A 26048-nucleotide genomic window follows, 5' to 3' on the forward strand; every position below is an offset into this window, starting at 1 on the left:
GAGTGGGCAACAATCATTTAGGTCTATATAACAGCTTTGATCAAAGAAATAAAAGTTGGGACTTAAATAAACTTTTGAATCATTTTGCGGACATTGGTTTTCGCATCAATCACGGTCATAAAGGTGTAGGCACCAATAAATTTACGGCTAATAAACATAAATTCTTTAGGCGGCACACTAAAGTAACGCGAAGCCATCGATTTAGATGCTTGTTGCATGACACGGCTATGCAGCTGACTTTTTTTCCAGTCATAGCGCGATTGTTCATCCATCACGCCTGCAGGTAAATCGCGGTTATTATCTAAGTGACTAAAGGCTTCGGTTGCCAATAGAAACACTTTTGCCATGTCAGGTTTAATGCTTTCAGGGATGCTGTCAAAAAACTCATAACCCGTCATGGCATTCACCATCATTTGTGGGTCGTGGTAATAACCCGCCTTGATCAAATTACGCGCCACAGTCAGCAAGTGTTGATCAAATTGACGAATAGCACCAAAGTCGAGCAGTACAATTTTATCGTGAATATCTTCACCATTACCTAAGCGAACTAAGTAGTTGCCAAAGTTCGGGTCAGTCTGCATTTCGCCCCATTCAAATACTTCACGCACAGCAATTTCTAAAGAGGCTTCGCCTAATTGGTTACGGCGTTCTTGAGGTAATGAGAGCATGACAGGGCTGTTAATCGGTACGCCACGTTCAAAGGTCATACACAGCACTTGGTCGCTACAGTATTCATCCACAATTTGCGGCACAATGTAGCGCGGATCATCTTTTAAACGGGCAGCAAAACGACGTGTCGTTTCCGCTTCAATTTGATAGTTGACTTCACGATGCATCATTTCACGCACTTCATCAAACCACTGATCAAATTCACGGGTTTGCGGCACCATGCGTGTCAATTTGAGCATATTTCTAAATAGGCTCATGTCTGAGTCAATCGCATCTGCTACGCCTGGATATTGGATTTTTAATACCAACTCCAAACCATCCGACTTGCGGGTCGCGCGGTGAACTTGAGCCAAAGAGGCTGTACCTAATGGCTCATGATCAATGGTGAGATCATCAAGTTTGGCACCTAACTGTGCCTGTAATTGCTGTTTAATTGCAGGCCATGCCAATGCGACAGTCTGGTTATTCAGCGTGTTGAGTGCTTGCGTAATTTCTTCAGGTAAAAAATGTTCGCCGTACAGCGCCATCATTTGCCCAATCTTCACGATAGAGCCTTTGAGTTTGCCAATTTCAGCCACCAAGTAATCGGCTTGTTCTTTCATGGCTTTTTTTCGTTTACGTTCTTTTTCTTCTTCGCTTGAAAACATAGAGGTGGCATTCGAGGCTGCCCATCGTGTTCCTGCAAGTAAAGATGCCTTTGCGATGGATAAGCGTCGATCCATAGAGGAAGTCTTGAGTTGTTTAAGCTTATCGTTCTGATCTGACATTAAAATCAATCCTTAAATCAGCAATACGCAGGAAAATTAGATTGTAACGGATATTAGCGCGTCTTAACGTATTAAAAAAGTTCAACTTGCTGAACGACGAGTTTCCTCGTGAAAAAAGTATGAAAAACGGCTTAAAAGTACTTTTACATCCGATATTGCACTTTGGTTTCGGCTTTTTTCATCAATTGCGCTTTGTTGTCTTGGATAAATTTGAGAATCATCAATTTTACAGAATCGTGTAAAAAACCATGCGCATATCCCTTAACAATAATCACGCTGGGCAAACTAAAAAATAGATATTTGGCATCATCTAATGACGAATTTTCAAAAATGCCGTTTTCAATCAAAATTTGCTGAAAAAATTGTTTTTCAATCAAGACTGCTTCGGAGTGGTTGTCGTTCCAATAGCTTTGGCGCATGGCCATCAAATTATTGTGTTTGTAGCTCATAAGGCTGAAAGTTTCATCTATAAAATGAGTAATTCAATTATTGGGATATTGTCACATTTTTCAATGATTGTTGTGCATTTATCATAGACTGAATCATAAAAAGCAGGGGATTGACTATATGCTTTTTAACCTGAATCTTGTAGCATCAATGCAGCAATTTGGGTTTTGTAAAATTATAAAATATTGAAAATTTACCGCGCTTTAAAAACAGACTGTGCTCAGGGGAAAATATGAAAGTTTGGATATTTACACTATTGGGGATGCTGACTTTGGGTACAGCTCAAGTTTGGGCGAATGGCGTTTCACAAGGCTATACGCAATGTATGAACAATAGTTATGGCAAAATTTCCCAATCGCAAAAATGTATTAAAACTGAGCAAAAAGCACAAACCAAACGACTCAAAAAACACTATAAAGCCTATGTAAAACGCAGCGCAGGCAATGCCAGTAATATTCAACAACAGCATCAACTTTGGGAAAACCGTGTAAAACAACGCTGTTATTTATCGACTCAAAGCGATTTTGCCGCATTACAACGTGCACAATGTGTTTTGCTGCAAACAGCAGAGCGCGCTGATTATTATCAAGGTCAGTTTGTGGGAATCAAATAAGTAAAACCATAGTAAATAAATTACTTGGAAACTGCTTAAACATTATAAAACCGAGCAAAACAAGGTATCATAAGGCGTTTTAAAATTTGACCTTGGAGCGCCTTAAGTGGATCGACCGACAATTAGCCCTGAACATTTGCAGGAAGCTGCTGAAAACCTATCAACCATTCGTGATTTTATTCGCTTTGGGGTTACAGCACTACGTCAATACGATGCACATTTAGGTCAAGGTACAGAAGATTATTTTGCAGAAAGTTCTGCATTGGTGTTACAAACTTTGTCTTTAGACTGGAATGCAGACGCTGAAATTTTAGATGCAAAATTATTGCCGAGCGAAGCAGCTGAATTTTTAAGCTTGCTCGAACGTCGTATCAATGAAAAAGTACCAACTTCTTACTTATTAAACTTGGCGTATTTCTTCGGAAAACCATTTTATGTCGATGAGCGTGTTCTAATTCCACGTTCACCTATTGCCGAGCTAATTGAAAATCGTTTTGCGCCATATTGCCTAGATGAAGAAGGTCAAATGCGCGAAGCAGATAACAATTTACCAGCCAATGCTGCGCCTAAAACCCCACAACGTATTTTGGATATGTGCACGGGTTCAGGTTGTATTGCGATTGCTTTGGCTTATGCTTTTCCAGATGCTGAAGTCGATGCAACTGACATTTCAAAAGATGCTTTGGAAGTCGCACAAATTAACTGTGAACATCACAACAAACAATACCAAGTGGCGTTGCTTGAGTCTGATTTATTCGCCAAAATCCCAGCCGAAAATCAGTATGATTTAATCGTATCTAACCCGCCGTATGTTGATGCGGAAGATATGGCAGATTTACCTGAAGAATTCCATCATGAGCCAGAATTGGCATTGGCAGCAGGGCAAGACGGCTTAGATTTAGTCCGTAAAATGTTGGCGCAGGCGGCAGATTACTTAACTGAAGATGGTCTGATTGTGATTGAAGTAGGTAATTCTGAATGGGCGATGAAACAGAATTTCAACACGGTTGATTTGCACTGGTTAAAATTCCAAAAAGGTGGTTCAGGTATTTTTGCATTGACTGCAGCACAATGCCGTCAATATCGCGATTTATTTATTCAATCTGTTCAAGCATAAGGAGTCGTTGGACGTGGCAGGTAATAGTATAGGGCAACTTTTCCGTGTAACGACTTGTGGTGAATCTCATGGCGTAGGTCTGATGGCGATTGTCGATGGCGTGCCACCGGGGATTGAACTGTCTGCAGAAGATTTACAAAAAGATTTGGATCGCCGTAAACCGGGTACGTCTAAGTTTGCGACACAGCGTAAAGAACCCGATGAAGTTGAAATTATTTCAGGTGTCTTTGAAGGTAAAACCACTGGAACTTCAATTGGTTTACTGATTCGTAATACTGACCAAAAATCGAAAGACTACGGTAATATTGCACAGACTTTCCGCCCTGGGCATGCAGATTATACCTATACGCAAAAGTATGGTTTCCGCGATTATCGCGGTGGTGGACGTTCAAGCGCACGTGAAACAGCAATGCGCGTTGCAGCAGGTGCAATTGCAAAAAAATACCTGTTCGAAAAATTTGGAATTGTGATTCGTGGTCACGTCACTCAAATTGGTACAGAAAAAGCTGAAAAGCTAGATTGGAACGAAGTACCAAACAATCCATTTTTCTGTGGCGATGCCGATGCTGTACCACGTTTTGAAGCTTTGGTAACGTCTTTGCGTGAACAGGGTACAAGCTGTGGTGCAAAACTGGAAATTGTGGCTGAAAAAGTTCCTGTGGGTTGGGGGGAACCTGTTTTTGATCGTTTAGATGCCGATATTGCCCATGCCATGATGTCTATCAATGCTGTGAAAGGCGTTGAAATTGGAGATGGTTTTGCAGTGGCAGCGCAGTTTGGGCATGAAACCCGTGATGAACTGACCACTGACGGCTTTTTGGCGAACCATGCAGGCGGTATTTTAGGCGGTATTTCTAGTGGTCAAGATATTCGTGTTGCGATTGCTTTAAAACCAACAGCCAGTATTACTACACCTGGTAAAACCATTAATTTAAACCGTGAAGATACGGATGTACTGACCAAAGGACGCCATGATCCTTGCGTAGGTGTGCGTGCAACGCCAATTGCAGAAGCTATGCTTGCGATTGTGTTGATGGATCATTTCATGCGTCATCGTGCGCAAAATGCCGATGTGGTTGCACCGTTTGCACCCATTGAGCCAAAATAACAATATGCTTTAAGCAAGACGTATTGTCATCGATAGTTATAAAAATATTGTTGAGAAAGAAGCCAAACCACAGCGTTTGGCTTTTTAATACCTGAATTTTGAGATTAGTTCATCTTTTAGATTGTGCGTTTTAAAATTTTGTACGCTGTTTTTTATAATGAAGATGCAAGGAATGATCTGCGGCTCCTAAATATTAAGCCAATAAAAAAGAGCGCATATTGCGCTCTTTTCAAGGAATTTATTTACACCTCATTAAAGAAACCAAGTGTAATAACCCCAAATCATCAATGGCCAAGCCACAAATGGGCTAAATAACCATTTCCAAAACCAAAAGCGTGGAATAAAACCAACACCGTGTACAAAGCCACCTGAAATACCAATCATAATAAACATCATGGCACGGTGGCTATATTCACCGTTGGCATCCAGCATTGCTGCTGGATGAAGAAGCAGTACAGCTGCGAGTGGGAATGCCAATAAACATGAAATAACCATCGCAATCTTGTTCGGTTTTTGAACTGTTGTTTCAGCGTTCACTGCAGTGTCTGTCATCTAATTATTCCTCGTCAAGGTCTTGATGAGATTCAATATACAGGGCACTCAAGACACCTGCAAAGCATGCCATCAGAATACCGAGAATCCATGCAAAGTACCACATAATTTATTCTCCTTAGACACAGCCTTAGTAAAGGCTGTGTGAATTCTCTTTAATGTGCTTGTTGGTGATAACGCCCCACATTTTGTAGTAACACCAAGTGGTGTATAGCAAAATAATTGGTACGAAGATACATGCTGCAACAGTCATTACAGTTAATGTGTTTTTACTTGATACCGCATCCCACATGGTCAAGCTTGCAACTGGGTTGAGGCTTGATGGCATTAAGAATGGGAACAATGCAAAACCTGCAGTTAAAATCGCACCGATCACCGCTAAAGATGAACCTGTGAAACTTAAACCAGCTTTGTTTTTACCTGCTGCAAGAATAATCAAAATACCGCCCAAGATGCCCATAATTGGTGCAATCATGGTAATAGGGTACGCTGAGTAGTTGTTCATCCAACCTGGGTTTGCATTGGTTAAAACTTCTTTAGCCAATGGGTTTGCTACGCCGTTCGTGTCGTATGGAGTGACTAGGGTATAACCTTCGATACCACCGAAGTATAGCCATGCGCCTGCACCCAAGAAACACACAAGGAACACAATGCCCATGATTTGCGTTGCTTTTGCAGAGCGTGCACGTAAGTCACCATCGGTACGCAGCATTAACCATGCACCACCATGCGCGCAAAGCATAGACAAGCTGACTAAACCACACACTAAAGCGAATGGGTTTAATAATGCAAAGAAGCTGCCTGTATATGTTGAACGTACAGTTTCGTCTAGGGTAAATGGTACGCCAAGGAACATATTACCAAACGCAACACCGAACACTAATGCAGGAACTGCACCACCTACAGCCAAACCCCAGTCCCAAGATGTACGCCATTTGGTGTTTTCAAGTTTTGAGCGGTAGTCAAAACCAACTGGGCGCAGGAATAGGGCAAACAGAACTAAGAGTAGTGCCCAATACATGCCTGAGAATGCTGTTGCATATACCATTGGCCAAGCAGCAAATAACGCGCCACCCGCTGTAATGAACCAAACCTGGTTACCATCCCAGTGCGGTGCAATCGTGTTGATTGCAGCACGGCGTTCTTCGTCATTTTTACCTACAAATGGCATGATCGCCATTGAGCCCATGTCGAAGCCATCGGTGAGGGCAAAGCCAATGAGTAATACACCCACTAACACCCACCAAATGATTTTGAGTAATTCATATTCGATCATGCTTAAGCCTCCTCATTGGCTTTTTTCGCAGCTTCAATTTTCTCGAAGTGGTATTTACCAGTATGAAGCGAGCTTGGGCCTAGACGTGAGAATTTGATCATCAAGTACATTTCAATAATCAGCAAAACGGTATAGAACGCTGCCAATGCAATGATTGAGCCCCATACGTCGCCAGTGCTGAGTGAAGATGCAGACAAGTGTGTTGGAAGTACTTCACCAATTGTCCATGGTTGACGACCAACTTCTGCTACATACCAACCTGTTTGCGCTGCAATCCAAGGTAATGGTAATGAGAATAACGCAAATTTTAATAACCAAGGTTTGCTTTCTGCGTTGCGTTTAGCCACTGCAAAAGTTGCAAGTGCGAATAACAACAGCATTAAGAAACCAGAAGCTACCATGGCACGGAATGCCCAGAACAAACTTGGTACGTGTGGAATAGTATCCGCAGCAGCCATTTTAATTTGTTCGTCAGTCGCATCTACTACGTTTGGCGTGTATTTTTTCAACAATAAACCATAACCCAAATCGGTTTGAGTTTGCTCAAATGCAGCTTTAAGTTCAGGAGATTGGTCGCCCGCACGTAATTGCTCAAGTTGTTGATAAGCAACCATACCGTTTCGAATACGAACTTCGTGGTTTGCGATCAGGTCTTTAATACCAGACACTTCTTCGGTGATAGATCGGGTTGCAATAATCCCCATGACATAAGGAATTTTAACTGCGTAATCTGTTGTTTGCGTTTCTTCGTTTGGAATACCAAATAAAGTGAACGCTGCAGGAGCAGGGTGAGTATCCCATTCTGCTTCAATTGCTGCGAGTTTGGTTTTTTGAACATCACCTAATTCATAACCTGATTCATCACCAAGTAGAATTACAGATAAAGTAGAAGCTAAACCGAAAATTGCTGCAATAGCGAATGAACGACGCGCAAATGGCAAGTCTTGCTTTTTCAATAAGTAATAACTTGAAATCGCTAAAACGAAAATAGCACCCGTTACATAACCTGCAGAAACAGTGTGTACGAATTTAACTTGCGCAACAGGGTTAAAAATTAACGCCCCGAAGTCAACCAATTCCATACGCATGGTTTCGTAGTTAAAGGTAGAACCCACTGGGTTCTGCATCCAGCCGTTGGCAACTAAAATCCAGAGAGCGGACATATTAGAACCAAGCGCAACCAGCCACGTTACACATAAGTGCTGCACTTTGGAGAGGCGATCCCATCCAAAGAAGAATAAACCAATGAAGGTCGATTCTAAGAAGAAGGCCATTAAACCTTCAATTGCGAGTGGTGCACCAAAGATATCACCCACGTAGTGTGAGTAATACGCCCAGTTTGTACCAAACTGGAACTCCATGGTTAAACCAGTGGTTACCCCTAAGGCAAAGTTAATACCGAAGAGTTTTCCCCAGAATTTGGTCATGTCTTTATAAATTTCTTTACCAGAAATCACATACGTGGTTTCCATAATGGCAAGAATAAAAGCCAGACCTAAAGTCAGTGGAACAAAAATAAAGTGATACATCGCGGTCATTGCGAATTGGAACCGCGAGAGATCGACCACGCTTTCAGAAATCATCAACGTGTCTCCTTGATTGAGGAAGGACTGCCAGCAATACGCTCAGCAACTTGTGAATCAAAATTTTGAGGAATAGTTGGGGCATCAAACCAAATATTTTTGATGACCATTAACAGCACGACCTTAATTATTAAAATGATCGTGAGTTCACGAACTACTTTTCTATTTAAATCTTTAGGAACTAAGCTCACTTTTATAAGCCTATTTTTTAAACTGTGTTTTATATTATTAAACAAAAACATACAAAAAAAAATAGCTGGCACAGTTAAAATGCAAATATATTGTTAACTTATTATAAATCAATAGTTTGTTTTTGGGTGTTGCAGAGTAAATGGAGGAAAGTAATATTTTTTAAACTTGACAGAAACACTTGTAATTAATAATTCCAAATCTGACTAAAATACTTATATTTTAAAAAAGCAAATCAGACTAAATTGCTATGAATAAAAATCAATCTAAAAATAGCAATAAATTAGAGATATTATCAGCTAATAATTATTCTCATTCTTTTGTTAAAGTTTAATGACGATTCCGCATATTTTTTTATTTCCCTACAATGTAGTGGTGCTTTGTCTTTGGCTTAGTCTAGGGTAAACAGCATTTTTTCATAATGATTTTGTGTAAATATTGTTCAGATCACATGAAATGTATCGTTTATAAACAAACAGATTGTGTTGAGTTTGAGTGAAAAATTTTAACTTTCTTAGGTCAGCAAGATTGGTTTTAAATCTTAAAAAATAACTTATTGATTGCTAAATAGGTTATTTGATGCCGAAATTTTTTTGGCAAGATAGTGAGATCTTTTTTTGCGCACAATAATAATTTGAGCTTGAAATTCAAGCTCACCAAATTCAGGTTCAACCTGCACATAATGCAGTTGCCCAAACTCATCACGTACACGTGCTTGTGCAGAAAAACCAGGACGGGCATTACCACTGGAAATTGTGGCTAAACGTCCGAGTAAATCGACTTGGCGCACGCTATATTTGGGCTTAATCACTTGGTCTAAACAGTGAATCATGAAGACTGTAAAAAAGATGGCAATAATAAACGCTGGAATAATAATGTAATAAGCAGGAACGAAATGTTGTTGTTGTGAGTAAATCAAAAACTGTAAAAAATATCCTGCAACACTGAAATTCATCAGTAAAAAAACAAAAATCAGTACTTTAGAAAATTTAACATCTAAAAGTGGCGATTCTGTAATTCGTTGTGAAAATGCACGTTTGAGCAACTGACTTGGACGAAAATTAAAGTAATAACCAATCGTTTCGACAGTGCTGAGTAGCAATAAAACAACTAGGCTGAGGTGAAAGGGCATTAAGTTCAAATCAGATAAAAACTCATGCATGCGCTAAACTCACGTGTTGAAATATTTATAGGTGATGCTATTTAGACACAGATCATTGATCTAGCTCTGCTTAGAGAGCATAGATAAATGATCTAGTTTTGTATAGAGCTAAGATTTGGAACTTTTCGCTTCTTTCTGAAAGTTGCAAAAAAGTTAGTCGTTGATCAAGTAAATCCCACCATCTGAATGAACGCTGATCTCGACTTTTTCAAGTGATTGACCTAAACAAGGGCCAGAAATACATTCACCTGTTTCAACCATAAACAATGCACCATGCGTTGAGCATTCGATATATTCTTGGTCGCGGTCTAAGAACTGGTTTTCTAAAAATTCTAATTCCACTTGTAGGTGTGGGCAGACGTTTTGGTAAGCGTAATACATGCCATCACGTTGGGTGATAAAAATTGTGTCACCATTTGGCGTTTCGTAGGCACGTGCTTCACGCTCAGGAATGTCTTCCATCATACAAATTTTATTCATTATGCAGATTCCTTTTGAATGCTATGCAAAAGTTTAGCGTAATCTTCTACCGCAAGACGAGGGCCGAATTGAGAAACCACTTCACTTGAAATCAGAATGGCAAGTTGAGCTGCAGTTTGGAAACCTAAGCCTGCATTGAGTGCATACAGGAATGAACCTGCAAAGGCATCACCCGCACCGTTGGCATCAACAGCAGTGACTTGACGACCTGGTACAGAAAAAGCGTTGTTGCCATCATAAATTAGGGCACCTTGTGCGCTCAATGTAATGACAATGTATTTGCTTTTTTGTTTTAGTTGTTCTAATGCCGCTTCAGCCGTTTCCGTTCCTGTGTACATCATGGCTTCTTGCTGGTTACAGAAGATCAAATCCACACCATCATCTAGTAACTCATCCAAACCTTCACGCGCATATTGCACCATGGCAGGATCAGATAAAGTCAGTGCAATTTTAACCTGATTGGCTTTGGCAATTTCACGCGCTTGTTTTACCGCAGCACGTGCAGTATCACTAGTAGATAAATAACCTTCGATATAAAGCCATTTTGCTGTTTTAAGTGGCTCAAAATCAATTTGTGTAGCAGAAAGTTCTGCGGTAATGCCCAAGTAAGTGTGCATGGTACGTTCAGAGTCATCACTCACAAGTACCATACAAGTCCCTGTAACGCCTTCACTGACCGATTTGGTTGTGGTGTGAATACCTGCTTCATTTAAGCCTTTGAGGTAAATATCACCCAATTCATCGTTACCAACACGGCAGGCATAGAAGGCTTGACCACCTAAAGCACTAAATGCAACGGTGGTATTTGCGGCAGAACCACCCGAAGCTTGGCCTTTATGTCTTTGTGTTTTAATTAAGTTGTTGTATAAATTTGCTTGTGTTTCACCATCGGTTAATTGCATAGTACCTTTTTGCAAGCTATGTTGAATGAGAAAGTCATCCGAGACTTGAAATTCTTGGTCAATTAATGCATTACCAATTGCAAAAAGGTCAACAGTTGCCATGTCTTTAAATCACAGTCAAAATTAAAAACGCTAAGTTTACACCAATGCTCAGGATTGCTGTAGTTTCATGAATAAAATTCAGCTGAATGAATGTTATTGATGAAAAATAGGGGTTTAGCAGAGTTATCAGGAAGGTTAGATGAACATCGAAATTAAAGAAGCACAAGAGTTACCAACGCAAATTCAGACTTTGGCCAAACATGCTGCTCAAGAAGGCTTTGATTTTGTCCATCGTTTAATTGAAGAATGGGAAAGTGGTAAAAACCGCTTTAATCAGCCTGGTGAGTTTTTATTGTTTGTTTACGATGGTGATCAATTGGTTGCATGTGGTGGCTTAAACCAGCAATGGAATGAGCAAGATATTGAAAGTCGTATTGGACGTGTACGTCGTTTTTATGTTTTGCCAAATTATCGTAAACATGGCGTAGGTAAACAGCTCTTGCAACATTTAGAGAAAAAAGCACGTGCTAATTTTTCGGCGTTGTGTTTAAACACTGATACCAAATCGGCAGCGCATTTTTATCAAAAACAGAATTATGTGTATGTCGAAAATCATCCAAACTATAGTTATTTTAAATACCTGATCTAGTTTTGCTCATGCTACAGCCAGTGCAGCGCAGCATTTTGTTGATACTTTGCAAATTTCAATCAATTTAGTCGGGTTTTCAACGTGAATTATCTAAAGAACTAAAGCTATAATGGCTTTAGTTTTTTATTTGCTTATTTTTAGGAGATCACATGACTGTAGATGTCACTGAAACCATTTCCCAGACTGTACATCCTGCGTTTCAGTTGGTACGTCAACACCATGTTGAAGCCTTAGACATTTTAGTGTCTGAATATAAACATAAAGTTACAGGTGCGGTGCATTATCACTTAGCGACAGAACATGATGAAAATGTATTTTTAGTCGCATTTCGCACTCAGCCGATGGACTCCAAAGGTGAGGCACATATTTTAGAACATACTGCGTTGTGTGGTTCTGAAAAATTCCCTGTCCGTGACCCGTTCTTTTTAATGATTCGTCGTTCATTGAATACTTTTATGAACGCATTTACCGCGGCAGATTGGACAGCTTATCCATTTGCAACACAAAACAAAAAAGATTTCCAAAACCTGCTTGCGGTGTATATGGATGCGGCTTTTGCAGCCAATTTAAATCCTCTCGATTTTGCTCAGGAAGGTATTCGTATTGAGCTGGAAAATGGCGAGCCTGTTTATAAAGGCGTGGTATTTAATGAAATGAAAGGTGCGATGAGTTCGCCATCCGATCAGCTTTATCACCAATTGGCTTATCATTTATTCCCTGAAACAACTTACCACTACAATTCAGGTGGCGACCCGAAAGATATTCCAGATTTAACCTATCAAGAATTGGTAGATTTTTATAAGTCACATTATCACCCAAGTAATGCGGTATTTATGACTTTTGGCAATACGCCTGCATACGATTTACAAGAACAGTTTGAACAGTTGGCTTTGGCGAAATTTGAACAGGGCGAAACGTTGTATTCGAAGCCTGAGCGTCGTTTAGCTGCGCCAGTGGCAGTGACTGAAAGTTATGCAGTCGATGCAGAAGAACTGAAAGATAAAACTTATCATGTTTTGGCGTGGTTATTGCCTGAAGCAAGCGATATTAAATTACGCTTAGGTATGCGTTTGGTTGAAGGTGTTTTACTTGAAAATTCTGCATCACCACTGCGTCATTATTTGGAAACTTGGGCGCATGCACAATCTACAGGGCCATTGACGGGCGTGGATGATTCCAACTTTGAAATGACCTTCTTCTGTGGTGTGCAAGGTTCTAACCCTGAACATGCAGCAGAATTTCAGGCGGGCGTTTTAAAAGTTTTACAAGACGTGGCTGCACAGCCTGTGGATACGGCATTGGTCGATGCAATTTTGCATCAAATTGAATTGCATCAGCGTGAAATTAATGGCGATGGTATGCCATACGGATTGAGCTTGATTTTAAATGGTTTAAGCAGTGCAATTCACCACAATGACCCAATTCAGGTGTGGGATGTAGATACTGCGATTGAGCAAGTCAAAGAAGAACTTAAAGATCCAATGTGGTTATCACGGCTAATTCAGACGCATTTAATTGATAACCCGCACCGTGTTCAAATGACTTTGGTTCCAGATGCAGAAAAATCGGCCAAAGATGCTGCACTTGAAAAAGCACGTCTGGCTGAGATAGGCGCACAACTCACAGATGAGCAAAAAGCAGAAATCGTCGCGCAAACGGAAGCTTTAAAAGTCCGTCAAGATACGCCAGATGATTTGAATTTATTGCCAAAAGTTGGTTTGGAAGATGTGCCTGCAGCTTTGCATATTGTGCAGGGTGAGTTGCGTGAAATTATCAGTAACCGCATTGATTATCCTTTAAATTTATATCATGCAGGAACCAATGGAATTTACTATCAGCAAGTATTGATTCAAATTCCTGATGAAATTGTTCAATCGCCATATTTTAATTTGCTGTCTATTTTGATGGGCGAAGTGGGTGCAGGTGAATACGACTATTTAGAATTACAACAGCTACAAACCGCAGTCAGCGGTGGTTTGGGCATGGGCGCATCTTTACGCTCTAAAGTCGATGACAAAAATCAGATCAGTGCATGGCTCACTTTAACCACTAAGTCTTTGGTGAATAATCTTGAAGCCATCCGCTTGCTGAAACTGGCATTTGAGCAATTACGTTTTGATGAAAAAGACCGTATTATCGAGCTATTACAACAACGTAAAACCCGTTGGCAGTCGCGTTTGTCGGGTTCGGGGCATAGTTATGCCATGCAAATTGCAGGACGTCATCACAGTGCTTTGGCGCAGCGTGATTACAACAACACAGGTTTGGGCGCATTAAATTGGTTGGCTGACTTGGTTGCTAAAATTGAAAAAGATACAGCGGAGTACGAGAAACTGATTGCTGAATTGCAATTGATTCACCATAAATTACTGCAAGCACCTAAACAATTTTTGTTGGTATGTGAAGAACATCAATCTGACCGTTTGGTCGAAGAAGTTCAAGAAGTTTGGGATAAACTTACTGTTGCAGAAAATCCTGCTGCTTTAACTCAAGTTCCTGTAGATGATTCAGCGCAAGATCAAGCATGGTTGATTCAAGCCAATGTGCAATTCTGTGCAGCAGCGTATCCTGCGGTGGAAGTGTCGCATCCTGATGCTGCACCTTTGATGGTATTGGCTGCATATTTGCGCAATGGTTTCTTACACAGCGCAATCCGTGAAAAAGGCGGTGCTTACGGTGGCGGTGCAAGCTACGATGGCAATGCATGTTCATTCCGTTTTTACAGTTATCGTGATCCACGCTTGGCAGAAACTTTCGCAGACTTTGAAGCGAGTATTGATTGGTTATTTAATGCAGAGCAATTGCCGCATCAACTAGAAGAAGCGATTTTAGGTTTAATTGCTAGTATGGATAAACCAGGTTCGCCTGCAGGTGAAGCGATTACTGCATGTTATGCATTATTGCACGCGCGTACACCCTCATTCCGCACAGTATTACGTGAGCGTTTATTGGCGGTGACTTTAGACGATTTAAAACGTGTTGCGGAGCAATATTTGCGTCAGCAGCAAGCATCTAAAGCCGTAGTCGCACCTGTGTCAAAACGTGAAGCATTGCTCGAACTTGGTTTTGAAATTAAACAAGTGAACTGATACGTGAAATAACAACGAAAACTTAGGGGGATTTATGAGCGCGTTCAAACTGTTTGAACGCACAGGACTGTCGCTGAGTGTTGCCGCACTCAGCACTGTGTTTGTGGCGAAAACCTATGCACAAGACCCAGCTAGCTTAGTTGCACCTGCAACACCTGAAGCCTGTGTGGCTTTAGAGTCAAATGCTGATCGTTTGGTGTGTTACGATGCTCTGTTTAAAATTCCTGAAGCAGAAAAAACAGCGCTGATTAGCGAACGTCAAGCTGCTCAGGCACTAGCGCCTGAACCCGAAACGGTGACAGAAAAAATTGCAGTAAGCGTAAGCAATTTATTTTCTTTTGATGTACCAAAGCTTGATCCGAATGTATCTTTACTGGATAAGCGTTGGGAACTTTCGGCAGACAGTAAGTTGGGTACATGGAATTTACGTGCTTATCAGCCTGTGTATTTAATGCCCGGCTTTTGGACCAGTGATAAAAACGAACGTCCTCAAAGTTTAAATAAGCAAAACACAGTTCAATTGGGTGAGGAGCAGAATCTTACTTCAATGGAAAGTAAATTTCAGCTTTCTTTAAAAACCAAAGCGGTTGAGAACTTGCTAGGGAATAATGGTGATGTCTGGTTAGGATATACCCAGTCTTCTCGCTGGCAAGTTTACAATGGTGATGAGTCACGCCCATTTCGTGAAACCAATTATGAGCCTGAAGCCAGTTTGATGTTCCGCACCAACTATACACTTATGGGGCTGCATGGTCGTTTATTGGGTGTGACGTTGAACCATCAATCCAATGGTCGTTCTGATCCATTATCACGCAGTTGGAATCGGGTGATTTTTAATTTAGGTTTTGAAAAAGACAATTTTGCCTTGATGTTACGTCCGTGGTATCGCATTGAAGAAGACCGCGCTGATGACAACAACCCAGATATTAAAAATTATATCGGGCGTGGCGATATGTTGGCATTTTATCGCTGGAAAGAGCATGACTTTTCTTTGATGCTTCGTCATAGCTTAAAAGGCGGTGATGACGCGCACGGTGCAGCACAGTTTGACTGGGTTTTCCCAATCAGTGGAAAATTACGCGGTCATTTCCAATTGTTTGATGGTTATGGTGAAAGCCTGATTGATTATAACCACCGCGCCACCTATGTTGGTTTGGGTGTGTCTTTAATGAATTGGTTTTAAGTAGATTAAGATTGATTTCTCATTATTGCTCGCTGAATATAAAACGCCAATCTTGAAGATTGGCGTTTGTTTTTGAAGTCGGATCGTATCCAGCTTTTATCCAACTTGAATATCTGCGGTTGGATGTTTAAGTCGGCTTTTTTGTGGTGTGGCGATTAAATAAGCCAAAGTCAGCGGCCCTAAACGACCTGCAAACATCAACAACATTAAAATAATTAAGCTGGCAGGTTGTAATTCACCTGTAACACCACGGGATAAACCCACCGTGCACGCTGCAGATACAGCCTCAAACAACAGGTCTAAAAAATTCAGTTTCGGTTCAAGGGCAAGTAAGCTAAACAAACCGAGGCAAATTAACATACCTGTGATGCTGATCACCGCCAAAGCTTTAAAGGTGGTACGTTCAGGTACAGCATGATTAAACACACGCACCTCATCTGAACGTCTTAAAAAACTGATCACACTTAAAATGACAATAATAAATGTGCCAACTTTAATACCGCCTGCGGTACTGAGCGAACCACCACCAATAAACATCAGAAGCATGGTGAGCAAGGTCGAGCTATTTTGCATACTTGCGACATCTAGACTATTAAAGCCTGATGAGCGAGGAACGGTAGCGTGAAACCATGCATTGAGGGCTTGATCGCCAATACTCATGGCTGCAAGGGTATGTGGATTATTGGCTTCAATCGCCCAAATCAGCAGAAAGGCCACAAAGTTTAAACCAGCAATGGTCGATAAAATCAGCTTGCTATTGGGTGAGAGTTTTTTCCAGCGTTTGGCACGTTTAATATCCATGAGTACCACAAAACCAATACCGCCAATGATATACAGCATACTAATAGTTAAGGTAATCAGGTATTGATCTGCAAAACTCATTAAGCTATTGGGAAATAATGAAAATCCACCATTGTTAAAGGCTGAAACACTATAGAAAGCCGCATAGAAAAATGCATCGCTAAATGGATAATCCTGCATCCATGCCAAGGTTAAAATAACCGTGCCAATCCCTTCAAAAAACAATGAGTAGAGCAACACGCTTTTAATGGTCATCGACACTTTAGACAGGTTGGTTTGCCCAATGGTGTCTTGCGCCATGATTTGTTGTTTTAAACCAATTTTGGATGACAAACTTAAAACCGCTAAAATCGCAAAAGTCATAAAACCTAAGCCACCACATTGTAACAACAACATAATGACCATTTGCCCAAATACGGTATAAGCATCGCCAATATTCACTACAGACAATCCAGTGATCGTCACTGCAGATGTAGCAGTAAATAAGGCATTAATCCAACTCATCTCGCCATGATGGGAAATGGGCAGTTTCAGCAAGATTGTGCCAATGCTAATAAAGCTTAAAAAGCCCAGTGCCAAAAGACTGGGTGGGCTTAAATTGACAGTTTTGATTGGTTGTTTCGCTGTTTTTTTCATTCTGACTTAAATTGTTTAGATAAGCGTTTTAATGGTTCAAGTTGTCCTTCAACCACCAAAATATCATCTGTTTGTAGCATTAAATTGGATTCAAGCGTATAGAAAATCGTTTCGGCACGTTTAAACAGTAAAAGTTTAACTTCGGGTGCATGTGACATCAGACTATGAATGCGCGTGCCATGCAAGTTGTCTTTAATTTTTACTTTTACAATATAGTGGTTGTCGTTTAGGCTCATATAACGACTCACCATCGGATAACTCAGCGATTGCGCGATGCGAACGCCCATATCTTCTTCAGGGTGAATAATTTTACTTACGCCCAAGTGGGTCAAAATCATGGTGTGCGCTTTACTTTTGGCTTTAACGTAAATTTTAGAAATACCCAAATTCTTTAAATTTAAGACACACAAAATACTGGCTTCAATATCTTCACCAATGGCGACCACCACTGCATCACAATTTTGAATATTCAGTTCTTCCAAAACGTGTTCATCGGTTGCATCGGCAATCACCGCATGGGTAATTTGATCGGCAATGTTTTCTACAAACTTTTTATTGCTATCAATCCCAATGACATCATGGTTGAGTTTGACCAATTGTGTCGCCACAGTTGCACCAAAGCTACCTAAACCAATGACAGCAAATTGTGCCATAGCATCATCCTGAAAAATTATATTATTCTTCCAATATTCTAAAATATTTTAGGGCTCTATACTGTAGCAATATGACTAAAAAACCGCTGAAATCAGCGGTTTTTTGCACTTATTGAGATGTGTGATCGGTTATTTTAAGAAACGCTGATAACCCAAGTTATTAGTAATCTCTTGGTATGGATAAGTGATCTTTTCCAAAGTTTCAATTAAACCATCTGGGTTCTGTTTGGCATCCGAAGCTTCTAAACCGACCAATACACGACCTTCCGCTGCACCGTGGTTACGGTAATGGAACAGGGTGATGTTATGGGTTGGGCCTAAGCGCTCCAAGAAAGTCAGTAATGCACCCGGACGCTCTGGAAATTCCACACGGAATAGACGTTCATTTTCAATATCGGCATGACCACCGACCAAATAACGAATGTGTAGTTTTGCTACTTCATCATCCGACAAATCATCAACATCGTACTGGGTTTTGAGTAACTCATAAATATCGTGGCGTTCTTTTTCACCAGATTTTAAGCTGATGCCGACAAAGACTTGTGCAGCAGTAGCATCGCTGGCGCGGTAGTTAAACTCGGTGATATTACGACCTTGCAGCGCACGGCAGAAGTTAAGGAACGCACCTTTTTCTTCTGGAATGGTCACGGCAAAAATTGCTTCTTTATGTTCACCGAGTTCAGTACGTTCCGCAATATAGCGTAAACGGTCAAAGTTCATGTTTGCGCCACAGACAATTGACACAATATTTTTATTTTGCAATTGGTGTTGCTCGACATATTTTTTGATGCCTGCCAAAGCCATTGCACCTGAAGGTTCTACAATGCTGCGGTTTTCATCAAAGGTGTCTTTAATTGCCGCACAGATTTCATCGGTATTCACCAAAACTACATCGCGCTCAACAATTGGGCCTGATTGATCTGATTTTTGTAGTTGTAAAACTTCAAACGGTTTCTCACCAATTTGTGCGACAGCAGTACCATCGGCAAATAAACCCACTTGCGGCAAAATAACCCGTTCATTGGCTTCAAAAGCCGCTTTTAAGCAAGCCGATTCATCATATTCTACAGGAATGACTTTGACATGCGGTGCGACATCGCCCAAGTAGGCTGCAACACCTGCAATTAAACCGCCACCACCAACAGCAACGAAAACATATTCGACATCGCGCCATTGACGCAAAATTTCGTTGGCAATCGTACCTTGACCTGCCATGACCAATTCATCGTCATACGGTGGAATAAAAGTCATGCCTTCATCTTGGGCACGTTGAATTGCATATTTGTTGGCAACATCAAATGAGTCACCATGTAATACCACTTCGCCACCCAAGCGTTTTACCGCTTGTACTTTAATATCTGGCGTGGTTTTAGGCATAACGATAATGGCGCGAATGCCCAGTTTTTGCCCAGACAATGCTACACCTTGCGCATGGTTGCCTGCAGAGGCAGTAATTACACCACGTTCAAGTTGGTCTTTGGGTAATTGGCTAATACGGTTATACGCACCACGCAATTTAAAAGAGAATACAGGTTGTAAGTCTTCACGTTTAAAGCGAATGTTATTGTTCAGTTTTTCACTAATTCGTGGCGCTGCGTCGAGTGGGGTTTCGATTGCAACATCGTAGACCGTTGCTTGTAAAATTTGTCGAACCAAACGAGACAGCATGTTAATCTTCCATCTAACAGTTTAAAATAGGGGGTTATTGTAACAAACCCCTGCACATTTGCGCTGTAAAATCGGCAACAAATGTCAAAAATAGTTGAGTGAAGTCATGAGTCTGTATGCTACCCAAGATGAAAAGAAGCAAGCGGCTGCCAAAGCAGCATTAAAACATTTGCCTAAAGGCGGGATTTTGGGGGTAGGTACAGGCAGTACAGTGAATTTCCTGATTGATTTATTGCCTGAATTACAATTAGAAGCAGCTGTGGCAAGTTCTGAAGCGACTGCGGAGCGCTTAAAGAAACTTGGTATTGAAGTGGTCGATATGAACTCTGTGGGCAGTTTAGATGCTTATGTTGATGGTGCAGATGAAATTGACCGTCACATGCACATGATTAAAGGCGGCGGCGCAGCGTTGACCCGTGAAAAAATTGTGGCTTCTATTGCACGTAAGTTTATCTGTATTGTCGATGATTCAAAATGGGTAGAGCAATTAGGACGTGAGTTTCCATTGCCAATTGAGGTGATTCCAATGGCTCGTTCTGCGGTAGCACGTAAAATTGTGGCTTTAGGTGGCGATCCTGCTTACCGTGAAGGTGTGGTAACTGATAACGGTAACGTGATTTTAGATATTTATAATTTAAATATTTTAAATGCGTTGGAATTAGAAAAAACCTTGAATGATATTCCGGGTGTTGTGACCAATGGTATTTTTGCCATCAATAAAGCAGATATTGCAATTGTAGCGACCAATAACGGCATTGAAGAACGTACTGCGGTTTAATTCGTCTCCCAAGTCCCTTGTTTTTAATGGGGGGCTTTTCTTCCTCCTTTATTAAAGGAGAGGTCGGGGAGGATTTAATAAAAGAACAACAATGACATTATCCGACTTACCTGAAATTCAAATCACACCACATGCAAAAGCAACACGTTTACGTTTGCGTGTCGAGCCGCATCAAATTCGCTTAACTGTACCGAAATATTGTACTCAGCGACAAATTCAGGATTTTTTGCAGCAATCTGAACAGTGGATGATTGAAACTTGGCATAAACAGCAGGCGCAGCAAGGACTTGTTCGGCGTGAATTGCCAAATCAGTTATCACTTTTTAATTTGGCTAAGCCTTTAAATATTCATTATCAAACACAAAAACACAGTTTTATTTTAGATTTAAAACAGCATTGCCTATGGGTTAGTGACCGCCAACCTGCGGCATATTTAAAAGCCTTTGTTATTGCTTATGCCAAACAAATGTTGCCGATATATTTGCAAACAGTCAGTCATGAAATTGCTTTGCCATTTAAACAGTGCGCAATTCGTCAACCGAAAACCCGTTGGGGCAGTTGCAGTACGCAACAGCATATTATGCTCAATAGCGCCTTGGTGTTGTTTCCTGAACAAATTGTGCGATATGTTGCTGTGCATGAGTTGGCGCATACACGACATTTTGATCATAGTCCTGCATTTTGGGTTGAAGTACAACGGCATGATGCGCACTATTTGCAGCATCGCAAGCAGTTAAAAACAACGTCTTTGCCTTGGTGGTGGTATCAATAAAAAAGCCAACACCCACATGATAAGACTACAATGCAAAGGTGTTGCACGTATTGACTACAATCCAAATCATCTTTTATAAAATCAACAGAATAAAGAAAAGCCCCAAAACCCTAGTAAAACAGTTTAGAAAACCAAAACTTCCTGTCATACTATAGCGTTAGCTTAAACATGCTTTTGAATTGAGGTAATGCACGTGATTTCAGTTGGTATTGTCGGTGGTACAGGTTATACAGGCGTTGAATTATTGCGTCTTTTGCTACGACACCCAAATGTAAAAGTAAATGTACTGACTTCACGTACAGAAGCGGGTCGCCGTGTAGATGATATGTTCCCAAGCCTGCGTGGGCACACAAACCTATGCTACTCAGATTTAAACATCGAAGAATTAAAACAGTGTGATGTGGTGTTCTTTGCTACACCGCATGGCGTTGCCATGCAACATGCTGCGGAACTTGTTGCAGCCAATACCAAAGTAGTCGATTTAGCAGCAGACTTCCGTTTGCAAGATTTAGCACAGTTTGAAAAATGGTATGGCATGCAACATGCTTGCCCAGACATTTTAAAAGATTCAGTTTATGGCTTGTCTGAACTCAACCGTGAGCAAATTAAACACGCACAGGTGATTGGTAACCCAGGTTGTTATCCAACCACAGTGCAACTTGGTTTAGCACCATTATTTAAACAAGCTGAAGCTTTAGTGAAACCTGAAAGCATTATTATTGACGCAAAATCAGGTGTGTCTGGTGCAGGCCGTAAAGCCAGTTTGGGCATGATTTATTCTGAAAATGCAGACAACTTTAAGGCTTATGGCGTTGCGGGGCATCGTCATCATCCAGAAATTGTAGAAGCATTGGAAAATATTTCGGGTCAAAAAGATGTGTTTAATCACATTGTGTTTGTACCGCATTTAGTACCTATGATTCGCGGTATGCTCAGCACCATTTATGTAGATTTAACTGATGCAGGTGATGCAGCAGATTTACAAAGCCTGTATGAGCAGTTTTATGCCAATGAACAGTTTGTAGATGTCATGCCAGCCAACAGTTCACCAGAAACACGCTCAGTACGTGGCGCTAACCAGTTGCGTATCGCATTGTATAAGCCACAACCGAAAAAATTAGTACTTTTGGTGGCACAAGATAACTTGGTGAAAGGTGCAGCAGGGCAAGCAGTACAAAATATGAACCTCATGTTTGGTTTTGCAGAACATGCAGGACTTGAGGTGATTGGTTTATTACCATAAGAACACGTTTTTCAACTTCACACACATTTAGATTTCGATTTAAATGTGTGTTTTGAATGAATCAAAACAAGAGATGACGATGCATAACACCGATACAGAAACCACGTCACAGTCGAATTCAAGCATGACACCCTCATCTACACCGCCAGAAAAAAAGCCATTTCTTGAAAGCAATGCGCCTTTGGCAATTGGTGCTGCCATTTTAATTTTAGGTAGTGGCTTTTTGGGCTATTCAGTCGGGCATCGTCAGGGCTTAACTGTGGTTGGTTACGATGCCGATGCAGAACAACTGGTTGAAGTGGTGCAAGAACAAAAAACGCGTTTGGAAAGTCTGAATAAAAGCTTAAATGCTGCGGTTCAAGAACGCGATGTTGCGGTCAGTAACTCCAATGATTTGTATCAAGCTTTCACTCAAGCAACTGAAGATAAGCAACGTACTGAAGGCATGAGTGCGATTTATCGTGAAGTTTTGCGTCAACGTGGTGGTTTAAGCCTGACCGTGCAAAATCTTGGGGTGAAACCATTACCAGACAATGCTTATGAATATCAGGTCGATTTGGTACAAGTGAGTCCAAACAAGCGACGTGCAAGTGGTACGGTAGAACTGCGTTTAATTCAAGGCACAGAAGTGCTGGTTGTTCCGATGGAAGACAGCAATTTTAATTTTGATAATTATGAGCGTTTAACAGGGCGCTGGAGCATGCCTAAAGGCTTTAATCCAGACTTTATTGAAGTCCGTTTAAATGGCGCAACTCCTGTGATTAAACGCTTCAGTTGGAGCAAAGGCAAAGCCGTGGAGGCAGATTCTGCCTTTATTTCTGAAATTCCACAAGCAGAAGCTAGCGCTCAATAATGTGTGATATGTAAAACTTATGCGAACCCAAAAAAGATCCATCTGTTTAAATGAAATTAAAACCACTTTTCATCAATCTGGCTATGTCGATTGGCATTTAACCCCGCGTTTAAGTGTGGATGATGCAGGACATGAAGATGATGGTGATATTGCGGTACAAACTGCGCCGCCACAATTAAAACGCCCACCTTTATATGTTGTCGTTTTAATGAACGATGATTACACCCCAATGGACTTTGTAATTGAAATTTTACAACAATACTTTGCAATGAATCTTGACCAAGCGACTCAAGTAATGCTAACTGTACACTATGAAGGAAAAGGTGTCGCAGGGGTCTATCCGCGGGATATTGCGGAAACGAAAGCGAACCAAGTCAATAATTACGCTCGATCACAAGGTCATCCATTACTTTGTCAGATTGAGCCTAAAGATTAAGGGGGTTACATGCTCAGTCGTCAATTAGAAGTATCACTACGTTTGGCTGTTAGCATGGCTCGTCAAAAGAGACACGAGTTTCTAACGGTTGAACATTTATTATTGGCTTTATTAGACAATGATTCGGCAGTCAATGCACTCAAGGCGTGTGGTGCAGATGTTATTGTGCTGCGTAAAGAACTCGAAGAATATGTAGAACAACATACCCCTAAACTTGCTGAAAATAACGATCAGGCACCGCACCCGACCGAAAGTTTTGACCGCATTTTGCAGCGTGGTATTTTCCATGTGCAATCTAGCGGTGGTGACCGTACGGTTGAAGGCGCAGATATTTTAGTGGCAATGTACTCTGAACGTGATTCATTTGCCGTGTATCTACTCAAGCGTCATCAAATTAACCGTTTGACCTTAACGCAATACTTATCGCACGGTACACGTAAAGACGAAACGCAAGCGGAAGAAGAGGTTGAAGAATTAGATAGCGAAAGTTCAAGCTCTGCCAATGCTGGCCCGTTAGAGCTTTACACGCTAAATTTGAATACTGAAGCGCAAAAGGGTAAAACCGATCCGTTAATTGGGCGTGAAAAAGAAATTGAGCGTGCTGCACAAATTCTATGCCGTCGTCGTAAGAACAACCCATTGTTGGTGGGTGATCCAGGCGTGGGTAAAACCTCTATTGCCGAAGGTCTGGCGTGGCTGATTGTGAATGGTAAAGCGCCAAAACCACTCGAAAATGCCGAAGTATATAGTTTGGATATCGGTGCGTTGGTAGCGGGTACAAAATACCGTGGTGACTTTGAAAAGCGTTTAAAACAACTGTTAAATGCCTTGAAAAAGAAACCTGATGCCATTTTATTTATTGACGAAATCCACATGATTATTGGTGCAGGCTCAAGCATGGGTAGCACGATGGATGCATCAAATTTAATTAAACCTGCGTTGGCAAATGGTACTTTGCGTTGCATTGGCTCGACGACATTCCAAGAATATCGTCAGGTATTTGAAAAAGACCATGCACTTTCACGCCGTTTCCAAAAAATTGATGTGAATGAGCCTTCAATTTCAGAAACGATTGATATTTTACGTGGTTTAAAATCGAAATTTGAAGAATTTCACCATGTTAAATATGATGATAAAGCATTGGTGTCTGCGGTAGAGTTATCGGCCAAATTTATCAATGATCGTTTCTTGCCAGACAAAGCCATTGATGTGATTGATGAAGCAGGTGCGCAGCGCCGTTTAAGAGCTGAGCAAGATGATACTTTAATCACAGTAGAAAACATTGAAGATATCGTCTCTAAAATTGCACGTATTCCACCTAAAACCGTATCGAAAGATGACAAGACTGTACTTGAACATCTTGAGCGTGATTTAAAACGTGTGGTCTTTGGTCAAGATGAAGCTATTGAAGCGTTAGCATCAGCAATTAAACTGTCACGTGCTGGTTTAAAAACACCAGACAAACCAGTGGGTAGTTTTGTATTTGCTGGCCCGACAGGCGTTGGTAAAACCGAAGTTACCAAGCAGTTGGCAAAACTGTTGGGTGTGGAATTGGTTCGCTTTGATATGTCTGAGTACATGGAGCGCCATGCCGTTTCACGTTTAATTGGTGCACCTCCAGGCTATGTCGGTTTTGATCAGGGTGGCTTACTCACCGATGCGATTCATAAAAATCCGCATTGTGTGTTGTTGTTGGATGAAATTGAAAAAGCGCATCCTGATGTATTTAACCTATTGCTGCAAATTATGGATCATGGTTCATTGACCGATAATAATGGTCGTAAATCAGACTTCCGTAATGTGATTTTGGTTCTGACCACTAATATTGGTGCGGAAAGTATTTCCCGCGTGAGCATTGGTTTCATGGATCAAGACAACAGTAATGACAACCAAGAAGCGATGAAAAAAGCCTTCTCACCTGAGTTCCGTAACCGTTTGGATGGGGTCATTCAATTTAAAGCTTTACCTACTACAGTAATTGAAAATGTAGTGGATAAATTCTTGACTGAATTACAAGCGCAGTTGGATGATAAAAAAGTCATTCTTGAGGTTGATCAAGATGCGCGTGAATGGATGGCTGAGCATGGATATGATCGCTTAATGGGCGCACGTCCAATGCAACGTCTGATTCAGGAACACTTGAAAAAGCCATTGGCAGAAATGATTCTGTTTGGTGAACTTGCAGAACAGGGCGGTAATGTGGCTGTTTCTGTGAAGAAAGAGAACGGTAAGGCAGTCGGTTTGAAACTTGAAGTCTTTGAAGATCAAACGGCTGAACCAGCCTAATCAATCCTTATTTGAATTTTGAAAATAACCCATGTTGAACATGGGTTATTTTTTATGAATTCGCAGATGCGTGAACTTGAATCGTTACTGCTAA

Annotated in this window: 25 protein-coding genes; 12 read left to right on the plus strand and 13 right to left on the minus strand. The window is 41.0% G+C overall.

The features are described 5' to 3' along the window. Nucleotides 1-62: 62 nt before the first annotated feature. Complete coding sequence (locus FTV41_RS08610) at nt 63-1436, minus strand: AarF/ABC1/UbiB kinase family protein (RefSeq protein WP_004973390.1); 1374 nt, start codon at nt 1434-1436, stop codon at nt 63-65. Nucleotides 1437-1579: 143 nt separating this feature from the next. Beyond that, a complete protein-coding gene (locus tag FTV41_RS08615) occupies nt 1580-1885 on the minus strand; it encodes a hypothetical protein (protein WP_154320717.1) in 306 nt (101 codons plus the stop codon). A 230-nt stretch (nt 1886-2115) separates the two neighbouring features. Here FTV41_RS08615 and FTV41_RS08620 point away from each other — a divergent pair, with 230 nt between their 5' ends. The 3 genes from FTV41_RS08620 (at nt 2116) to aroC (ending at nt 4721) form a co-directional block, all read left to right on the plus strand. Then, nucleotides 2116-2496, plus strand: coding sequence for a DUF1311 domain-containing protein (locus FTV41_RS08620; protein WP_004973395.1), 381 nt, complete (start codon nt 2116-2118; stop codon nt 2494-2496). 106 nt (nt 2497-2602) lie between these two features. Continuing rightward, complete coding sequence (gene prmB, locus FTV41_RS08625) at nt 2603-3613, plus strand: 50S ribosomal protein L3 N(5)-glutamine methyltransferase (protein ID WP_004973398.1); 1011 nt, start codon at nt 2603-2605, stop codon at nt 3611-3613. Nucleotides 3614-3626: 13 nt separating this feature from the next. Further along, nucleotides 3627-4721 carry a chorismate synthase gene (aroC, locus tag FTV41_RS08630; RefSeq protein WP_004973401.1) on the plus strand — a complete coding sequence of 365 codons (1095 nt, stop codon included), beginning with the start codon at nt 3627-3629 and terminating at the stop codon, nt 4719-4721. 252 nt (nt 4722-4973) lie between these two features. Here aroC and FTV41_RS08635 read toward each other — a convergent pair whose 3' ends face one another. From FTV41_RS08635 to FTV41_RS08670, 8 genes are all read right to left on the minus strand, one after another. Beyond that, nucleotides 4974-5273 carry a cyd operon YbgE family protein gene (locus FTV41_RS08635; protein WP_004973403.1) on the minus strand — a complete coding sequence of 100 codons (300 nt, stop codon included), beginning with the start codon at nt 5271-5273 and terminating at the stop codon, nt 4974-4976. Between the two features lie 4 nt (nt 5274-5277). Further along, nucleotides 5278-5379: a cytochrome bd-I oxidase subunit CydX gene (gene cydX, locus FTV41_RS08640; RefSeq protein WP_004860610.1), complete on the minus strand. Its 102-nt coding sequence runs from the start codon at nt 5377-5379 to the stop codon at nt 5278-5280. Between the two features lie 24 nt (nt 5380-5403). Beyond that, nucleotides 5404-6549 (minus strand): cytochrome d ubiquinol oxidase subunit II, encoded by a 1146-nt coding sequence (gene cydB, locus FTV41_RS08645; RefSeq protein ID WP_004973405.1) that lies wholly within the window; start codon nt 6547-6549, stop codon nt 5404-5406. A 2-nt stretch (nt 6550-6551) separates the two neighbouring features. Then, nucleotides 6552-8132, minus strand: a complete 1581-nt coding sequence (locus tag FTV41_RS08650) for a cytochrome ubiquinol oxidase subunit I (RefSeq protein WP_154320719.1) — start codon at nt 8130-8132, stop codon at nt 6552-6554. After that, nucleotides 8132-8323: a cytochrome oxidase putative small subunit CydP gene (gene cydP / locus FTV41_RS08655; protein ID WP_070155611.1), complete on the minus strand. Its 192-nt coding sequence runs from the start codon at nt 8321-8323 to the stop codon at nt 8132-8134. Before cydP ends, FTV41_RS08650 begins: the two co-directional genes overlap by 1 nt. 551 nt (nt 8324-8874) lie before the next feature. Then, complete coding sequence (locus FTV41_RS08660) at nt 8875-9483, minus strand: OB-fold-containig protein (protein WP_096900848.1); 609 nt, start codon at nt 9481-9483, stop codon at nt 8875-8877. 153 nt (nt 9484-9636) lie between these two features. Further along, nucleotides 9637-9948 (minus strand): Rieske 2Fe-2S domain-containing protein, encoded by a 312-nt coding sequence (locus tag FTV41_RS08665; protein ID WP_179988655.1) that lies wholly within the window; start codon nt 9946-9948, stop codon nt 9637-9639. A gap of 14 nt (nt 9949-9962) precedes the next feature. After that, nucleotides 9963-10967: an adenosine kinase gene (locus FTV41_RS08670; RefSeq protein WP_004973415.1), complete on the minus strand. Its 1005-nt coding sequence runs from the start codon at nt 10965-10967 to the stop codon at nt 9963-9965. Between the two features lie 139 nt (nt 10968-11106). Between FTV41_RS08670 and FTV41_RS08675 the strand changes: the two genes are divergently transcribed. The 3 genes from FTV41_RS08675 to FTV41_RS08685 all read left to right on the plus strand — a co-directional run bounded on the left by FTV41_RS08675 (nt 11107) and on the right by FTV41_RS08685 (nt 15828). After that, the gene (locus FTV41_RS08675; RefSeq protein WP_004973417.1) at nt 11107-11556 is read left to right on the plus strand and encodes a GNAT family N-acetyltransferase; all 450 of its coding nucleotides are present in this window, start codon (nt 11107-11109) and stop codon (nt 11554-11556) included. A 149-nt stretch (nt 11557-11705) separates the two neighbouring features. Then, entirely contained in the window at nt 11706-14645 is a 2940-nt protein-coding gene (locus FTV41_RS08680; protein ID WP_167846034.1) for an insulinase family protein, read from the plus strand. A gap of 34 nt (nt 14646-14679) precedes the next feature. After that, complete coding sequence (locus tag FTV41_RS08685) at nt 14680-15828, plus strand: phospholipase A (RefSeq protein ID WP_179996411.1); 1149 nt, start codon at nt 14680-14682, stop codon at nt 15826-15828. A gap of 96 nt (nt 15829-15924) precedes the next feature. Here FTV41_RS08685 and FTV41_RS08690 read toward each other — a convergent pair whose 3' ends face one another. The 3 genes from FTV41_RS08690 to ilvA form a co-directional block, all read right to left on the minus strand. Next, nucleotides 15925-17265 carry a TrkH family potassium uptake protein gene (locus FTV41_RS08690; RefSeq protein WP_004973423.1) on the minus strand — a complete coding sequence of 447 codons (1341 nt, stop codon included), beginning with the start codon at nt 17263-17265 and terminating at the stop codon, nt 15925-15927. Next, nucleotides 17262-17918 carry a TrkA family potassium uptake protein gene (locus FTV41_RS08695; RefSeq protein ID WP_004973425.1) on the minus strand — a complete coding sequence of 219 codons (657 nt, stop codon included), beginning with the start codon at nt 17916-17918 and terminating at the stop codon, nt 17262-17264. The genes FTV41_RS08690 and FTV41_RS08695 overlap by 4 nt, the downstream gene beginning before the upstream one ends. Nucleotides 17919-18047: 129 nt before the next feature. After that, complete coding sequence (ilvA, locus tag FTV41_RS08700) at nt 18048-19586, minus strand: threonine ammonia-lyase, biosynthetic (RefSeq protein WP_019837302.1); 1539 nt, start codon at nt 19584-19586, stop codon at nt 18048-18050. A 106-nt stretch (nt 19587-19692) separates the two neighbouring features. Between ilvA and rpiA the strand changes: the two genes are divergently transcribed. The 6 genes from rpiA (at nt 19693) to clpA (ending at nt 25954) form a co-directional block, all read left to right on the plus strand. Continuing rightward, nucleotides 19693-20364, plus strand: coding sequence for a ribose-5-phosphate isomerase RpiA (gene rpiA, locus FTV41_RS08705; protein WP_004973429.1), 672 nt, complete (start codon nt 19693-19695; stop codon nt 20362-20364). A 91-nt stretch (nt 20365-20455) separates the two neighbouring features. Further along, nucleotides 20456-21136 carry a M48 family metallopeptidase gene (locus FTV41_RS08710; protein ID WP_004973431.1) on the plus strand — a complete coding sequence of 227 codons (681 nt, stop codon included), beginning with the start codon at nt 20456-20458 and terminating at the stop codon, nt 21134-21136. A gap of 187 nt (nt 21137-21323) precedes the next feature. Beyond that, complete coding sequence (gene argC, locus FTV41_RS08715) at nt 21324-22379, plus strand: N-acetyl-gamma-glutamyl-phosphate reductase (RefSeq protein WP_171458206.1); 1056 nt, start codon at nt 21324-21326, stop codon at nt 22377-22379. 79 nt (nt 22380-22458) lie between these two features. Beyond that, nucleotides 22459-23232: a DUF6776 family protein gene (locus FTV41_RS08720; protein ID WP_096901621.1), complete on the plus strand. Its 774-nt coding sequence runs from the start codon at nt 22459-22461 to the stop codon at nt 23230-23232. 19 nt (nt 23233-23251) lie between these two features. Further along, nucleotides 23252-23668, plus strand: coding sequence for an ATP-dependent Clp protease adapter ClpS (clpS, locus tag FTV41_RS08725; protein ID WP_004973438.1), 417 nt, complete (start codon nt 23252-23254; stop codon nt 23666-23668). A gap of 9 nt (nt 23669-23677) precedes the next feature. Further along, entirely contained in the window at nt 23678-25954 is a 2277-nt protein-coding gene (gene clpA, locus FTV41_RS08730; protein WP_004973441.1) for an ATP-dependent Clp protease ATP-binding subunit ClpA, read from the plus strand. The last annotated feature ends 94 nt before the right edge of the window (nt 25955-26048 follow it).

The sequence above is a fragment of the Acinetobacter sp. YH16051 genome (genome assembly GCF_013417135.1).
Taxonomy (GTDB): domain Bacteria; phylum Pseudomonadota; class Gammaproteobacteria; order Pseudomonadales; family Moraxellaceae; genus Acinetobacter; species Acinetobacter towneri.

Excerpts from the sequence above, each read along its gene's own strand:
- FTV41_RS08670 (WP_004973415.1), bottom strand. The coding sequence starts at position 10,967 with ATGGCAACTGTTGACCTTTTTGCAATTGGTAATGCATTAATTGACCAA.
- FTV41_RS08610 (WP_004973390.1), bottom strand. The coding sequence starts at position 1,436 with ATGTCAGATCAGAACGATAAGCTTAAACAACTCAAGACTTCCTCTATG.
- FTV41_RS08650 (WP_154320719.1), bottom strand. The coding sequence starts at position 8,132 with ATGATTTCTGAAAGCGTGGTCGATCTCTCGCGGTTCCAATTCGCAATG.
- FTV41_RS08685 (WP_179996411.1), top strand. The coding sequence starts at position 14,680 with ATGAGCGCGTTCAAACTGTTTGAACGCACAGGACTGTCGCTGAGTGTT.
- FTV41_RS08710 (WP_004973431.1), top strand. The coding sequence starts at position 20,456 with ATGACATTATCCGACTTACCTGAAATTCAAATCACACCACATGCAAAA.
- FTV41_RS08660 (WP_096900848.1), bottom strand. The coding sequence starts at position 9,483 with ATGCATGAGTTTTTATCTGATTTGAACTTAATGCCCTTTCACCTCAGC.
- FTV41_RS08675 (WP_004973417.1), top strand. The coding sequence starts at position 11,107 with ATGAACATCGAAATTAAAGAAGCACAAGAGTTACCAACGCAAATTCAG.
- cydB (WP_004973405.1), bottom strand. The coding sequence starts at position 6,549 with ATGATCGAATATGAATTACTCAAAATCATTTGGTGGGTGTTAGTGGGT.
- FTV41_RS08720 (WP_096901621.1), top strand. The coding sequence starts at position 22,459 with ATGCATAACACCGATACAGAAACCACGTCACAGTCGAATTCAAGCATG.
- argC (WP_171458206.1), top strand. The coding sequence starts at position 21,324 with ATGCACGTGATTTCAGTTGGTATTGTCGGTGGTACAGGTTATACAGGC.
- clpA (WP_004973441.1), top strand. The coding sequence starts at position 23,678 with ATGCTCAGTCGTCAATTAGAAGTATCACTACGTTTGGCTGTTAGCATG.
- clpS (WP_004973438.1), top strand. The coding sequence starts at position 23,252 with ATGCGAACCCAAAAAAGATCCATCTGTTTAAATGAAATTAAAACCACT.
- FTV41_RS08690 (WP_004973423.1), bottom strand. The coding sequence starts at position 17,265 with ATGAAAAAAACAGCGAAACAACCAATCAAAACTGTCAATTTAAGCCCA.
- cydX (WP_004860610.1), bottom strand. The coding sequence starts at position 5,379 with ATGTGGTACTTTGCATGGATTCTCGGTATTCTGATGGCATGCTTTGCA.
- FTV41_RS08665 (WP_179988655.1), bottom strand. The coding sequence starts at position 9,948 with ATGATGGAAGACATTCCTGAGCGTGAAGCACGTGCCTACGAAACGCCA.
- FTV41_RS08620 (WP_004973395.1), top strand. The coding sequence starts at position 2,116 with ATGAAAGTTTGGATATTTACACTATTGGGGATGCTGACTTTGGGTACA.
- rpiA (WP_004973429.1), top strand. The coding sequence starts at position 19,693 with ATGAGTCTGTATGCTACCCAAGATGAAAAGAAGCAAGCGGCTGCCAAA.
- ilvA (WP_019837302.1), bottom strand. The coding sequence starts at position 19,586 with ATGCTGTCTCGTTTGGTTCGACAAATTTTACAAGCAACGGTCTACGAT.
- FTV41_RS08680 (WP_167846034.1), top strand. The coding sequence starts at position 11,706 with ATGACTGTAGATGTCACTGAAACCATTTCCCAGACTGTACATCCTGCG.
- FTV41_RS08635 (WP_004973403.1), bottom strand. The coding sequence starts at position 5,273 with ATGACAGACACTGCAGTGAACGCTGAAACAACAGTTCAAAAACCGAAC.
- FTV41_RS08695 (WP_004973425.1), bottom strand. The coding sequence starts at position 17,918 with ATGGCACAATTTGCTGTCATTGGTTTAGGTAGCTTTGGTGCAACTGTG.
- FTV41_RS08615 (WP_154320717.1), bottom strand. The coding sequence starts at position 1,885 with ATGAGCTACAAACACAATAATTTGATGGCCATGCGCCAAAGCTATTGG.